The sequence below is a fragment of the Brevibacterium sp. S111 genome (genome assembly GCF_004745075.1).
Classification (GTDB): Bacteria; Actinomycetota; Actinomycetes; order Actinomycetales; family Brevibacteriaceae; genus Brevibacterium.
Map to the genome: position 1 here is coordinate 225,215 of NZ_RHFH01000006.1, position 13,800 is coordinate 239,014.

The 13,800-nt window shown below is 67.2% G+C and carries 10 protein-coding genes; 2 read left to right on the plus strand and 8 right to left on the minus strand.

The features are described 5' to 3' along the window. Positions 1 to 154: 154 nt before the first annotated feature. From ligA to EB836_RS09140, 5 genes are all read right to left on the minus strand, one after another. Positions 155 to 2,401: an NAD-dependent DNA ligase LigA gene (gene ligA, locus EB836_RS09120; RefSeq protein WP_135539609.1), complete on the minus strand. Its 2,247-nt coding sequence runs from the start codon at positions 2,399 to 2,401 to the stop codon at positions 155 to 157. Next, positions 2,398 to 3,591 (minus strand): hypothetical protein, encoded by a 1,194-nt coding sequence (locus EB836_RS09125; protein WP_240689766.1) that lies wholly within the window; start codon positions 3,589 to 3,591, stop codon positions 2,398 to 2,400. Before EB836_RS09125 ends, ligA begins: the two co-directional genes overlap by 4 nt. Further along, the gene (locus EB836_RS09130) at positions 3,557 to 5,575 is read right to left on the minus strand and encodes a prolyl oligopeptidase family serine peptidase (RefSeq protein WP_135539611.1); all 2,019 of its coding nucleotides are present in this window, start codon (positions 5,573 to 5,575) and stop codon (positions 3,557 to 3,559) included. Before EB836_RS09130 ends, EB836_RS09125 begins: the two co-directional genes overlap by 35 nt. 148 nt (positions 5,576 to 5,723) lie before the next feature. After that, a complete protein-coding gene (mnmA, locus tag EB836_RS09135) occupies positions 5,724 to 6,944 on the minus strand; it encodes a tRNA 2-thiouridine(34) synthase MnmA (RefSeq protein ID WP_135539613.1) in 1,221 nt (406 codons plus the stop codon). Continuing rightward, positions 6,941 to 8,152 (minus strand): cysteine desulfurase family protein, encoded by a 1,212-nt coding sequence (locus tag EB836_RS09140; RefSeq protein ID WP_135539615.1) that lies wholly within the window; start codon positions 8,150 to 8,152, stop codon positions 6,941 to 6,943. The genes mnmA and EB836_RS09140 overlap by 4 nt, the downstream gene beginning before the upstream one ends. A gap of 115 nt (positions 8,153 to 8,267) precedes the next feature. Here EB836_RS09140 and EB836_RS09145 point away from each other — a divergent pair, with 115 nt between their 5' ends. Further along, positions 8,268 to 8,618: a hypothetical protein gene (locus EB836_RS09145; protein ID WP_135539617.1), complete on the plus strand. Its 351-nt coding sequence runs from the start codon at positions 8,268 to 8,270 to the stop codon at positions 8,616 to 8,618. A 29-nt stretch (positions 8,619 to 8,647) separates the two neighbouring features. Beyond that, a complete protein-coding gene (locus EB836_RS09150; protein ID WP_240689782.1) occupies positions 8,648 to 9,040 on the plus strand; it encodes a hypothetical protein in 393 nt (130 codons plus the stop codon). A 28-nt stretch (positions 9,041 to 9,068) separates the two neighbouring features. On the opposite strand, the gene EB836_RS09155 is transcribed toward EB836_RS09150, so the two are convergent. From EB836_RS09155 to EB836_RS09165, 3 genes are all read right to left on the minus strand, one after another. Continuing rightward, positions 9,069 to 10,820 (minus strand): hypothetical protein, encoded by a 1,752-nt coding sequence (locus tag EB836_RS09155; protein ID WP_240689768.1) that lies wholly within the window; start codon positions 10,818 to 10,820, stop codon positions 9,069 to 9,071. A gap of 62 nt (positions 10,821 to 10,882) precedes the next feature. Next, the gene (locus tag EB836_RS09160) at positions 10,883 to 11,851 is read right to left on the minus strand and encodes a tetratricopeptide repeat protein (RefSeq protein WP_135539708.1); all 969 of its coding nucleotides are present in this window, start codon (positions 11,849 to 11,851) and stop codon (positions 10,883 to 10,885) included. A gap of 149 nt (positions 11,852 to 12,000) precedes the next feature. Then, a complete protein-coding gene (locus EB836_RS09165; RefSeq protein ID WP_135539621.1) occupies positions 12,001 to 13,620 on the minus strand; it encodes a hypothetical protein in 1,620 nt (539 codons plus the stop codon). Positions 13,621 to 13,800: the final 180 nt, after the last annotated feature.

Here is a 13,800-nt window from a genome sequence, read left to right on the forward strand (position 1 = left end):
CCCACACTCTTCCATCCGAAGCTGTCTCTGAGCTTGGCTGAGTCTGTACCCGGACTTCGAGTTCGGTCACGAATGAGTAAACAGCCACACCATGGAACCGCCCGGGCCCGAGATAAATTCCCTTGGGGCGCCCGGCTCGGAACTCAGACGGTGCTCAGTCGAGGTCTCCTGTCTCCAACAGGGTCCTGAACTGGTCTTCGTCGAGGACCGGCACGCCCAGCGATTCGGCCTTCTCCAGCTTCGACCCGGCGTTCTCACCGGCGACGACATAATCGGTCTTCTTCGACACCGAGCCCGCGGCCTTGCCGCCGGCACCGAGGATCGCCTCCTTGATCCCGTCTCGAGTGAAGGAGCTGAGCGAACCGGTGGCCACGATCGTCAGACCGTCGAGGGTCTGTGCCGAAGCGTCGCCCTCTTCGTCCTCCATCCGCACCCCGGCGGCCTTCCACTCCTCGACGATCTCGACATGCCAGTCGACGTCGAACCAATCGCGGACGCTCTTCGCGATCGTCGGTCCGATGCCCTCGACTTCGGAGAGCTCCTCGAGCTCGGCGGTGCGGATGGCATCGAGGGTACGGAACTTCGCCGCCAGAGTCCGCGCGGCGGTGGGTCCGACATGTCGGATCGACAGCGCCACGAGCACCCGCCACAGATCCTGATCCTTGGCCTTCCTGATCTCGTCGAACAGCTTCTCCGTGTTCGCGCTCGGGGCGCTCGGCTTCTTCGCGGTCCCACGCGTATAGAAGTAGGGGACGAGCTCCCGCTCCCCCGTCGCCACACCCCTGACCTTCTTGTCCCGCCAGATCTTCACATCCGCCAGCGACGCCCGCAGCTGCGAATCCTCGTCGGCGAGTTCGAAGAGGAAGGCCTCGGAGGTCAGCGGCGGCGTCTCGGGCTCGGCCGGGGCCGTGAGGGCGAGTGCGGCTTCCTCGCCGAGGGCTTCGATGTCGAAGGCCGCACGGGAGGCGAGGTAGAAGATGCGGTTGGCCAGCTGCGCGGGGCACGACCTGGAGTTCGGGCAGCGCAGGTCCTTGTCGCCTTCCTTCTGCTCTCCCAACTCGGTCCCGCACGACGGACAGTGGGTCGGCATGACGAATTCGTGTTCGGACCCATCCCGCAGGGCCGCGACCGGTCCGAGCACCTCGGGGATGACGTCCCCTGCCTTGCGCAGTGTGACGGTGTCGCCGATGAGCACGCCCTTGCGTTTGACCTCGTGACCGTTGTGCAGCGTCGCCCGCTCCACGGTCGATCCGGCCACGGTCACCGGCTCCATCACCGCAAACGGCGTGACCCGTCCGGTCCGGCCGACCTGCACCTGGATGTCGAGGAGCTTCGTCGTGACCTCCTCGGGCGGGTACTTGAACGCCGTCGCCCACCTCGGTGCACGGGAGGTGTACCCGAGCGTCTCCTGCACGGCGATGTCATCGATCTTGATGACGATGCCGTCGATCTCATGCGTGACGTCGTGACGATGCTCGCCGTAGTAGGAGATGAAGTCTTCGATCTCGTCGACGGTCTCCAGCACCTTGAAGTAGTCGCTGATCGGCAGGCCCCAGGACCGAAACTGCTCGTAGACCTCGGATTGGCGGGCCGGTTCCGGATGCGAATCATCGGCCGGAGTCCACACGGCGATGCCGTGGACGAGCATGTGCAGCGGCCTGCGGGCGGTGACGGCCGGGTCCTTCTGGCGCAGCGATCCTGCCGCGGAGTTCCGGGGGTTGGCGAAGGGGGCCTTGCCTTCGGCGACGAGCGCGGCGTTGAGTTCGCCGAACTCCTCGATGGGGAAGAACACCTCACCGCGGATCTCGACCTCGGCCGGAGGATGCTCGGTGTCGAGGTGGTGCGGGATGTCGGAGATGGTGCGCACGTTCGCCGTGATGTCCTCACCGATGCGGCCGTCGCCGCGGGTCGCGGCCCGCACGAGTTCCCCGTTGCGGTAGAGCAGGTTGACGGCAAGACCGTCGATCTTGAGTTCGCAGAGGAACTTCGACTTCGCCGAGGTGGCCGACCGCACACGGTCATACCAGGTTCGCAGCTCCTCGTAGTCGAAGACATTGTCGAGACTGTACATCGGACCGATGTGCTCGACCGGGTCGAAGGTCGAGGTGTCGACGACGCCGCCGACCGTCTGCGTCGGTGAGGAGTCCGTGACGAGTTCGGGGAACTGCTTCTCGAGGTCTTCGAGCCGGTGGACGAGGTCGTCGTACTCGGCGTCGGAGACGAGCAGGGAATCCTGGTAGTACGCGGCCCGATACTCCTCGATCCGCTCCGTCAGCTGCGCATGGGCCTGCACGCGTGCGGCCGCGTCCGTGAGGTCGACGTCCGACAGATCCACATTCGATGCGTCTGCGTTCGACGGGTTCTCTTTCGACGAGCCCGCGTTCTCCGGTGTGGTGGTCATTCGATCTCCTCAAGAGCGCGCCGCAGACCGGCGGCGATGGTCATGGTCCCCCGATTGTGTTCGGGACTGAGTTCGCATCTCTCGTCCAGCAGCGGCGGGTAGGTCATCGGCAGTTCGGGACCGGCGATGATGCCGACTTCGCGCAGGCTCGCTGACCCCATGCCGATGCGCGACCACGGGATGCGGATGCGCTCAGTCCAGTGGTTGACCGCATCCGGTCGCCCACCGGCCTCGGTGGGCAGGTGGATCCAGAGACCGAGCCCCGCCTCGGCGAGGATGGCCGCCTGCTCCCAGCTGTGTGGTCTCAGGGCCGCCAACGGCACGGACACCGCCGTCGCCCCGGTGCGGCGGACCGCCTCGGCGGCGGGGATCTCCTTGCCCTGCAGGTGCAGGGGATCGAGGTTGGGCAGCGCGAGCACGGTCGGCGGCAGGTGGCGCAGCGTCGATTCGAGAGCCGCCCACACGTGGGTTTCGCTGATCGCGGGCAGGCTCGCCCACCCGGAGACGCTCGGCCAGGTGCCGGTGAGGACCGGGCTGAGGCGGGATTCGACGAGGCGGACGGTCGGCTGCATGCCCAGGCCCGCGATGCGGTCGGTGAAGGCGGCGATGCCGAAGGCGTACGCCTGCACGACGTCGCGGCGAGCGCCGTGATCGCCGAGGACGCGGGCTCCCGAGCGCAGACTCAGCGCGGTCACGAGCGTCCAGGGCCCCGGCAGGGAGAGTTGGATCTGACCGGGTCGGGACTGACCGTATTCGGCGATCGCGTCGAACGCCTCATCGAGGGCAGAGTCCTCGAGTCGTTCGTCCCTTCCCGCCGAGGCGGTCAGCCGCCAGCCGAAGGAGGTGCGGTCGACGTGGAGATCGGTGAGCAGGCCGACGGCACGGCCGATGGCGTCGGCACCCCAGTGGTCCTCGGACGAGTGCGCGGTCAGCGGGACGGGCGGCAGCTGGTCGGCGAGAATGTCGAACCCGGCTGCGGCGGCCTCGCGGACGGGGCTCGTGGCGATGTAGCTGCGGTGCGGGTCCCGGACTCCGGGCAGCCAGATGCCGGTGGTCGTGGCGGCGGGCAGGACGGTGGTGGGCACGGTGGGGGCGGCGACCGCCTCGGCGGGGTGCGGGGCGTGTCCCGTCTCGTCCCGGCGTTGGCCGAGGCTCTCAGCCGCCGCGCGGGATTCCGAAGACGTCGGCATAGAATCGGAACTCGCTTTCCAGGGAATCGATGATGGTCTCGGCGCGGACGAAGCCGTGGGATTCGCCCTTGTACAGACGGTAAATGTACTCCACTCCGAACAGTTCGAGTGTATCGACGAACTCCTGAGCCTGTGAGGGCGGCACGATCGGGTCGCGGTCGCCCTGCATGACGGCCACCGGCACGTCGATCTCGGTGACACGGCGGATCGGCGAGCGGCGGATGTAGTCGTCCTGAGCTTCGGGCCAGGGTCCGACGAGACCGTCGATGTAATGGGATTCGAAGTCATGGGTGTCGACGACGAAGCGGATGAGATCGGTGACACCGAAGTAGGAGGTGCCGCAGGCGAACACGTCCGTGGCGGCCAGGGCCGAGAGCACCGTCCACCCGCCCGAGGAGGCCCCGGAGATCGCGATGCGCTCCGGGTCCGCGAGACCGGCGGCGATGAGCCCTTCGACGGCGGCCACGGTGTCGGCGACGTCGACGATCCCCCATTGTCCGCGCAGTCGGTCCCGCCAGGCCCGGCCGAAGCCGGTCGATCCGCCGTAGTTGACCTCGAGGACGCCGATGCCCTGTGAGGTGAAGAAACTCGAGCGTGCCGACATGTCCGGGGTCGCCTGACCGGTGGGTCCGCCGTGGATCGAGACGATATAGGGCGGAAGTTCGCGCTCGGAGGCGGCGAAGCGGGGATTGTGCGGCGGGTGGATGACGACGGGCACTCCCCCGAGCTCGCCGACTCGAGGTCTGGAGTAGTAGCCCTGATGGGTGTCGAGTCGTTCCCGGGCGATCTCGGTGAACTGCCCGGTCGCGCGGTCGACGGCGCAGAGGACGCCGGGCCGGCTCGTCGATTTCGCGGTCATGAGCAGGTGGGTCCGGCCGAGGGCGAGGAGCTCGATCGTGCCGAAGGTCTCCCCGACCGGGTTGATCGGCTCCCAGGTGTTCGGGGCTTGTGCGTGGCTGCGCACGAGGGTGGCCGTGGCCGACTGCGTGTGCGCCCACACTTCGCCGCTATCGTGGAGGTGCCAGCGGGTGCCCAACTGCCACAGTGCCCCGCCGATCTCATCCCCGGTGTCGAGGACGGGGCGCAGACGGTCGGGGCTGAGCACCTCGGGGGCCGGGGTGTGATCGGGGTCCGTGACGAGCGGGCGTGCGGCCACGGGGTCGAAGTCGAGACCGTGCAGCGCCCAATGACCGCCGTGATCGGAGATGACGTGAAGAGACGAGTCCGAGGTGAACTCGGGTTGGAGGAGGGAGACTCCCCCGTCGTCGGGGGTCGGCAGAGTGGGCGGGGCCTGTCGGGGGCGTGCGATCGCATCCCCGCGGACCATGGCCACCGGCGGTGTCGCAGGGGTGCGCACGTCGACGAGCCACAGGTTCGTGCCGTCCCATGGCATGTTCGGGTGTTCCCAGCCGATGAACGCCAGCGTGCTGCCGTCGGGTGAGAGGCGTGGCCAGGCCATGAAATGCGACAGCGTCGCGAGCACGTTCGTCGTGCCGTGCTTGGTCAGCAGCACAACGGCGCGCTGGCGACGAGTGGATCGGCAGTCCTCGCGCACGCACAGCAGTCCCCACGGGGTCATGTGCAGATCCCCGTAGCGGATCCGACCCGAGGTGTCCGGGGTCAGGGCGTGCGGAGCCCGACCGGGGATGATCTGCCACACACGCTGATCGGCGGCGTTGACGAAGTAGATGACCTCGCTGTCGGGGTCGAGAGCCCAGGCCGCTCCCCCGTATTCGTGGACGGCGGAGCGGATGTTGAAGCCGGTGGGCAGGATCTGTTCCCAGTCGCCGGGACGAGACAGCGAGGTGCGGACGAGTCCGGTGCGGGCTTTCTCGGCGGGGATCTTCGTCGAGTAGAAGATCTCGTCTCCGCGGAAGGCGGCATCGAAGATCGGAGCGGCACCGGCGGCCACCTCGGCGGCGTTGAGAGGTGACGTCCAGGTTCCATAAGGTGCCGAGACGACATCTTGGGGAAATTCCTTCATGCCCCCAGAGTATCGCCAGTCACGGACATTCCGGCGGTGATGCCTCGCCCCGGGGCACCGGGCCAGGTGCCTGCCTCGCCCCGGGGCACCAAGCCAGGTGCCTGCGTTGCCCTGGGCGTCGGGCTCAGGTGATTAGCTGCCCGGGACCTCAGGCGTCGGCGAGCACAGCGTCCGGAGCCGGGGTGATGCGGTCCTTCGCCGTGGAGTCGATGGTCGCCTGCCCGAGCACACGGGTGCCGCGGTAGATGACCATCGTCTGCCCCGGTGCCACACCGGAGAGCTCCTCGTCGACGTCGACGTGCATGAGCTGCCCGGCCGGGCGGGCCGCAGGCACCTCGACCTCGTCGATGATGGGATTCGCTTCGTGTTCGGGCGCCTCGGCGACGAAGTCTCCGAGCCAGGCACGGGCCGGTACGGGATCGGCGTGGGCACGGATTTGGACCTCGCAGTCGATGCCGTCCTCCGGGCTGTGTCCCATGTCCGCAGGAGCCGCGCCGGCCCACGAGGTGCGGATGCCGGTCAGATGCGACACGGCGAGGTCGGCACGCGAACCCACGGTGACCGTGTTCGAGGCCGGATCGAGCCCGGTGACGAAGCGCGGCTTGCCGTCGGCGGCGGGCTTCTCGATGCCCAGGCCCTTGCGCTGCCCGATCGTGTACGTCATCGCCCCGTCGTGCTCACCGAGGACCTCGCCCTCGGAGTCCTTGATGAGGCCCGGACGCATCGGGATCTTGTCGGCCAGCCACGCCTTCGTGTCCCCATCGGGGATGAAGCAGATGTCGTAGGAGTCGGGCTTGCTCGCCACGGAGAAACCGCGCTCGGCCGCCTCGGCGCGCACCTCGGCCTTCGAGGCCGTGGCACCGATCGGGAAGTAGCAGTGCTCGAGCTGATCGGAGGTGAGCACGCCGAGGACATAGGACTGGTCCTTGGCCAGGTCCTCTCCGCGGTGGAGCTCCGGCTTCCCGTCATCGTCGCGCAGCACCTCCGCGTAGTGGCCCGTGGCGATGGCGTCGAAGCCCAGCGCCAGCGCCCGGTCGAGGAGGGCGGCGAATTTGATGCGCTCATTGCAGCGCATGCACGGGTTCGGGGTCCTCCCGGCCGCGTACTCGGCGATGAAGTCATCGACGATGTCTTCCTTGAATCGCTCGGAGAAGTCCCAGACGTAGAAGGGGATGTCGAGCATCCCGGCGACGCGGTGGGCATCGCGGGAGTCCTCGATCGTGCAGCAGCCGCGCGAACCGGTTCGCAGGGTGCCGGGCATCCGGGACAGGGCGAGGTGGACGCCGACGACTTCGTGTCCGGCATCGACGGCGCGGGCGGCGGCGACGGAGGAATCGACTCCGCCGGACATGGCGACGAGTACTCTCATGAGGCTCCTTGCATCCATCGGGGTGTTGCCGAAACCATCCCGGCTCGGCGTGCCTGTTCGACGACCTCGGGCAGGGCCGTAAGCAGGGCATCGATATCGTCCTCGGTCGTCTCGTGGCCGAGGGTGAAGCGCTGAGTGGACCGGGCCGTGTCCTCATCGACCCCGCAGGCCAGAAGCACATGCGAGGGACGCGAGACTCCGGCCGAGCAGGCCGATCCCGTCGAGGTGGCCAGTCCGCGGGCGTCGAGACCGAACAGCAGCGAGTCCCCCTCGCAGCCGGTGAACGTGAAGTGCGCATTGGCCGGCAGCCGGCCCGGACCGGGCGGACCCGAGAGCGCGACTCCGTCGATGCTCGATTCGATTCCGGCGACGAGGCGGTCCCGCAGACCCGCCAGACGTGCCGACCGTGCTTCGAGGTCTCCGGTGACGAGGTCGACGGCGGCGGCGAAGGCCACCGCGCCGGCAACGTCGAGGGTTCCCGAGCGCACACCGCGCTCCTGTCCCCCGCCGTGGAGGATCGCCGTCGGGGTGGCTGCCCGGTCGAGCAGGAGGGCCCCGATGCCGACGGGTCCGCCGATCTTATGGGCGGTGATCGTCATCGCCGTGGCTCTGAACTCGGCGAAGTCGAGTGGGATCTGTCCGAGCGCCTGGACAGCGTCGATGTGGAAGGGGATGCCGAGTTCGGCGGCGACCTCACCGATCTCGCGGATCGGCTGCAGAGTGCCGATCTCATTGTTCGCGGCCATGACGCTGATGAGCGCCGTGGATTCTGGGGCCCGGCGCAGTTCGGCAAGGGCCGCGTCGACGTCGAGGCGACCGGTCGAATCGACGTCGAGATAGACGGCCTCGGCGCCGAGGCTCTCGAGCCATTCCACGGTCTCGAGGACCGCGGGGTGTTCGACCGTCGTCGTCAGCACGCGCGGGCGCACCGGGTCGACGAACGACCCGTTGTTGCGGGAGAGGTAGAGGCCCTTGAGCGCGAAATTGTCCGCCTCGGTGCCTCCCGAAGTGAAGATGACCTCCGACGAGGTGGCCGCACCGACTGCGCGGGCGATGTCCTCGCGTGCTTCTTCGATGCGCATCCGTGCCGCCTGCCCGACAGCGTGCAGGGCCGAGGGATTGGCCCGGCGGGCCAGCTCCTTCGTGTACACCTCGAGCACCTCGGCGGGCATCGGCGAGGTGGCTGCGTGGTCGAGATAGATGGGCATCCCCTCAAGTTTAGGGCGTGTGCGGGATGACGGCCAGGATCCGTGCGGCATCTCACCCGTCCTGTGACCGCACCGGAGGATCTGCTCTGAGCCGATGCCGACTAAACTGGGTCGGGTGTTCACCGTTTTCACCATCGTCCTCTATGCCGTCACCGGTATCCTGACCGTGTGGTCGATCGTCGAGACCATCCGCAACCGACCGGCGGGCAAGGCCCTGCTGGCGGGTGCCGCGTTCCTGCTTCTGCTGCTCATCGTGCAGCTGATCCTCTCGATCGCCACCTTCGGCTCCGCGCACGATGTCGACCCGCTCCTCTACTTCGGCTATGTGATCACCGCGATCCTCGTCATCGCGTTGGCCGGGTTCTGGGCGTTCGCCGAACTCAGTCGGTGGGGGCCGGGAGTGCTGGCAGCAGCCGGACTGACGGTGATCGTGATGATCGAGAGATTGGACCAGATTTGGCAGTGACAAAAAGCAGCCGCTCCCCGTATTCGGCGATGCACAGCGGACCCGGGCGGGCGCTGACCGCCGTCTACGGGATCTTCGCACTCTCGGCCACGGCGAGAGCCGGCTACCAGCTCATCCGCGAATTCGATTTCGCCCCGATCGCGTACTCGCTCTCGGCAGTGGCCGCAGTCATCTACATCCTCGCCACGATCTGCCTCGTCATCGGCAACCGGATCTCGCATCGGATCGCCGTGGCCGCCTGCGCGATCGAATTCCTCGGCGTCATCGTCGTCGGCATCCTCAGCCACACCCATCCGGAGGACTTCGCAAAGCCGTCGGTGTGGTCGAACTTCGGCAGCGGCTACGGGTTCGTCCCGCTCGTCCTGCCGCTCATCGGCCTGTGGTGGCTGTGGCGCGTCGGCCGCCGCGCGCACCGGGACTGAACACACCCGGTAACTGGCCGCCTCGGGATCATTCCACGCGGGAGGACAGCACGTTCCAGTCGGTGGCGATGGCCGTGACGTCGTCTCCGGTCTCCATGAGCACGTAGGGGTGCGCGGTGTCGACCTTGACGGTGTCGCCGTCCTTGTCATTGGTCTTCACGGCTTCGACGGTGTCGCCGAGGTCGATTGAGTAATCGGTGGGAACCTTGATCGTCAGCGTGCAGCGGACCTCACCCATGCCGATCGCACCGTTCTCCGTGCTCAGTGTCATGTCTTCGAAGTCAAGATCCGCATAGGGCTTGCAGTCCACGTCGACCTTGTCGAAGCCGGAGTCCTTGTCGCGCAGTGTGCCGAGGTAGTCGCGGAATCCCTTGAAACCGCCCTCCTTGAGGCCATCGGGGGTGCCGGATTTCGCCTTGCCGTCGACGAGGTAGGACGCGACATCATCGGCCGCGGTCGTCATCTCCTCATCGAAGGCCTCGGGGCCCGGCTTCACGGCTCCCTGCCCGTCGGCCATGAGCGTGGGCATCTGCTCGGCCGGAATATAGGATGCGGAACGCACGAGCGGCTCAGTCGATGCCGAGTCCCGCGTCACGAGCATCACCTGCGTGAGCTGTTTGTCACCGTCGGTGGACTTCTTGTCCGCGGTGCCGAAGGCGTAGAACCACATCGGGTACTTCGTGAAGCTCGGGCTGGCGGCGACGACCTCGGTGAAGTTCGGAGCGCGCAGCTTCTGCTTGGCCTTCTCCGCGATCTGGATCTGGGCCTGCGTCTGGTCGATGAGCGGGGCGGCCTGGATCGCGTCGAGGTCCGTGCCCTTGTCACCGAGCGTCTTATCGAGCGCCTCGGTGTAGTTCGTCATGAACTTCCCGGCTTCCCCGGCCCGCAGCGCGGGGCGTTCGTATGGGGTGATGTCGGGGCTGCTCGGCTTGGCGATGGGCATGCTCGCGCATCCGCTGAGCACGAGCCCGGTGCCGACCAGCCCGGCCGTGACGGCCGTGAACGACCTTCGGTTGCGCAGGTCCCGTCGCCGAGGCGGTGGCCCGGCGGCCGTGCCCGGCTGCACGGTCGAGATCGGCTGAGTCGCCGGACCGGAACGGTCGGTCTCGGTCCCGCCGGAGCGATGGTCAGCATCGGGGCCGGAGCGGTGGTCCCGATCCTCGTCTCGTGCCGGCCCGTTCCCGCCTCCACCGCCGGTGGAGCTGTCGTGGTTCTTCTTCGGCGGACGGATGCGCGCCTGCCACCAGCGGAGGAAGAAGAACAGAGCGAATCCGGCGAAGATGATCCCGCCGGCGAGGCCGAGCAGGCTGAGTCCGAGCACACCGTTGACACGCATCTCCAGGCTCACCGTCGTGCCGTCGAGACTGTCATCGGAATTCGCCGGAGCGATGACGAGCACCTGCGGCTCGGCCTCGAGGTTGAAGGTCTTCGCGACCGTCTTCCCCGTATCCTGACTGATCCACCAATCCCGATCGGCGATCTCGGCCTCGGGCTTCGCATCCCCGGGAATGAACCGATGATCGGTGGCGTTCGGGAAGGACACATCACTGATCTGCTCCTGCGCCACCCCGTCGAGGTAGCTGTCGGCGTCGACCCCGTTGGCGGTGCCGACGAACAGCTCGGTCCCCTTAGAGTTCTTCGCCGTCACGGTCACGCTCGAACCCGAATAGGGCACGATCGCCTCGTCGAGGACGACGGCATAGGCTCCGTCCTTGACCTTGAAGGCCGGGGTCTCGGTGATCTCGTCGGTGCCGACGACCGAGAGCGCGGAGATGACCAATCCGGCGAGCGTGAGCGCCGCAACGCCGAAGAGGATGGCAGTGATGAGTCGGATTCGCTGGATCAGAACAATGCCCTCATGAGTGCGGTCCGTGCCTTGGTCACGGCTGGGTCGTCGGCGCCGAGGACTTCGAAGAGTTCGAGGACGCGCAGGCGCAGGGATTCCTTCTCATCACCCGCGGTGGTGCGGATGAGACCGATGAGACGGGTGAACGCGCCCGCGGCATTGCCGCTGACGACCTCGGCATCGGCCGCGGCCTTCGCGGCCTCGACATCGGTCGGGTTCGCATCGGCGGCGGCGATGAGCTCTGCCGGCTCCTTGTCGATGAGGCGCCGACCCAGGCTCGCACGGGCGAGTCCGAACTTCGCCTCCTCATCGGCCGGCGACGACGCGAGAGCGGCCTTGAACAGGTTCTCCGCGGTGTCGAAGTCCCCCTTGGCCAGGGCCTCTTCGGCCTCCGGGTGGGCGGGACCTGCCGGTTCGGGTTCGGCACCGTCGGCGACGGCATGGCCGGTGACACCGTTCTCTCCGGCGAGCTTGAGCAGCTCATCGAAGTAGGCCGTGACCTGCGGTTCGGGCAGGGCACTCTGGAACAGAGGCACGGGCTGGCCCTTGACGAGAGCGACCACCGAGGGGATCGACTGCACGCCGAAGGCCTGCTGCAGACGCGGGTTCGCATCGACATCGACCTTGGCCAGAACCAGACGCCCGCCGTAGGAGGCGATGACGCGTTCGAGGATCGGCGACAGCTGCTTGCACGGTTCGCACCATTCGGCCCACAGGTCGATGACGACGGGCACACGGTCGGAGATCGCAACGACGCCGTTGAAGCTCGCCTCGTCGACGTCGAAGATCAGGGACGGAACGGCGACCGCATTCGGGTCCTGCCCGCCGGCCGCACCGCCGGGAGCTCCGGCACCAGCGGGCGCGTGTCCGGCCTGGCCGGTCTGTTCATGAGGCAGGTTCTTCCCGCGCACCGCAGACAGGTCGAGGCCCTGATTCTGCTGCGCGCTGCCCTGCGAGGGATCCATTGACACGTGGTCTCCTTTGTGACGCGATCGGTGGGAGCCGCTGATTCCGCCCCGCACCTGGTCCATGATTATCCAACAGAACGTATCAACACCGGTGTGCCCGCGGCTATTTCCTCAACGGAGGGCCGCGGCGGTGCCGAATCGGTCGCTCAGCCTTCCTCTGCCCCGGCGAGGGTCTCGAGGCCGCCGACGAGCTTGATCTTCCCGTCCTTGGGCACGAGGAAGGTGAGCACCTGGGTGGTCTTCGTCGTCACCGGCTTCTGCGTCGACGACGAGCCCAGCAGCTCCTTCTGCGGCGAGGACAGGGTCAGGGTGCCGGTGCGGCCGTCCTTCGACTCGGGGCTGATGGTCGATTCGGCCTCGACGACACCGGTGACGATGGCGGCGTCACCGGCCGTGCCCTGAGCGACGAGTTCCTTGCCCGGAGCGTACTTGTACTTCACCTCGGCCTTGCCCGATTCGGCGCTGGCTTTCTGCTCCTTCTGGTTCTTCCAGATCGACTTCGCGAAATCGTCGCCTGCGAACTTCTTCGCTTCCTTCGAATCCGCTCCGCTGCCGAGCGCCTTCGCATAATCGGCCACGGCCTTCTCCGGGGTTGCGACGAAACCCTTGGCACCGGGTTCGAGCATCTTCGCGCCCTGCCGGGAATCGGGCAGCTCGGGCAGCTTCGTGCCCGAGACCAACTGGGTCTGCGACCAGAGCTTGTAGTCGCTGCGCGGGTCCTCCTGAGTGAGGACGAGCAGCTGAGAATTGCCTCCGGCCGAGGTGATCAGGCTCGTCACCCGCGGCCAGGCATCGGTGGCCGAGGTGTAGTTCGCCACGATCTCCTCGCTGGCCACCGCCGGCGGCAGCTTCTGATCGTCGACGTCCTTCTTCACTGTGTACAGATCTTCGCGCTGTTTGAGCGCGGGACCCGCGGCACGCTGGGCCAGTGCCTTCTTGTCGGTCTTCTTGTCTGCGGTCTTGACGTCGTCGGCCACCGCGTCGAGGATCCGCTTTGCCTGATCGTCGGTGATGCCTGCGGCCGCCGAGCTCGGCGCTTCGGAGGGTTCGGGCTTCGGCAGCTCTTCGGGCCCGCAGGCGCTGAGCGCGAGCACGGGGACGATGGCGAAGGCGGTGCCGTATTCGGCGAGCTTGCGGCGACGCTCCTGGCGTGCCTTGCGACGATTCGCCTCCTTCTTCGTCTTGTTCATGCCGAAGAAGAGCAGGACGACGCCGCCGACGAAGGAGACGCCGCCGATGATCATCAGCGGGATCGCCCACGGGGTCTCGGCGTGGTTGGGCCATTCGAGGGTGACGGAAGTGACCTGTCCGGGCTCACCGCTGCCGGCGATGAGGAAGCCGGTGCGGTTGGCTTCGTCGTTCCATTCGAGCTCCACCGAATCCGTGCCGGTGACTTCGGACTGCCACAGATCGGCTCCGGCCGGGTCGGGCACTTTCCCTTCGCCGTCGGTGGCTTTGGTCGTGAGCTTTCCGTCTTCGGCCAAGCCGGTGACGCGGTCAAAGGCGGACTGTCCGGCCCAGGCTTCGACGTTCTCGATCGGGGCCTGGGCGATCGTCAGGTCACCGCTGCCCTTGACCGTGAGCGTGGCTGGGGTTTCGTAGAGGTTGAGCATCCCGGGGTCGACGATGACCGCCGGTTTGTCGGCGTCGACCTGCGCGGTGGCAGTGATCGTATCCTCCGGCGCCCACAGGGTCTTCTGCAGGATGCCGAGGCCACCGACGACGACACCCACCACCATGAGAATCACAGCGATTGTGTAACGCACGTGCGTACCTTCCCTCAGCCGAGCAAAAATGGCACCCCTGGTTCGGGGACTCTCCAAGTTTAAGTCACACACGCGATATCCCCTTTGTGCGCACGTTCAGTGTGTGTCGACGTTCACATGATCGGGTGGGCCGGACCCGCTCGGACACCGTCGCCGAGGCCGAACCCGGCCGGCCGCGGA

Excerpts from the sequence above, each read along its gene's own strand:
- EB836_RS09140 (WP_135539615.1), bottom strand. The coding sequence starts at position 8,152 with ATGCCCATCTATCTCGACCACGCAGCCACCTCGCCGATGCCCGCCGAG.
- EB836_RS09160 (WP_135539708.1), bottom strand. The coding sequence starts at position 11,851 with ATGGATCCCTCGCAGGGCAGCGCGCAGCAGAATCAGGGCCTCGACCTG.
- EB836_RS09130 (WP_135539611.1), bottom strand. The coding sequence starts at position 5,575 with ATGAAGGAATTTCCCCAAGATGTCGTCTCGGCACCTTATGGAACCTGG.
- ligA (WP_135539609.1), bottom strand. The coding sequence starts at position 2,401 with ATGACCACCACACCGGAGAACGCGGGCTCGTCGAAAGAGAACCCGTCG.
- EB836_RS09125 (WP_240689766.1), bottom strand. The coding sequence starts at position 3,591 with ATGCCGACGTCTTCGGAATCCCGCGCGGCGGCTGAGAGCCTCGGCCAA.
- mnmA (WP_135539613.1), bottom strand. The coding sequence starts at position 6,944 with ATGAGAGTACTCGTCGCCATGTCCGGCGGAGTCGATTCCTCCGTCGCC.
- EB836_RS09150 (WP_240689782.1), top strand. The coding sequence starts at position 8,648 with ATGCACAGCGGACCCGGGCGGGCGCTGACCGCCGTCTACGGGATCTTC.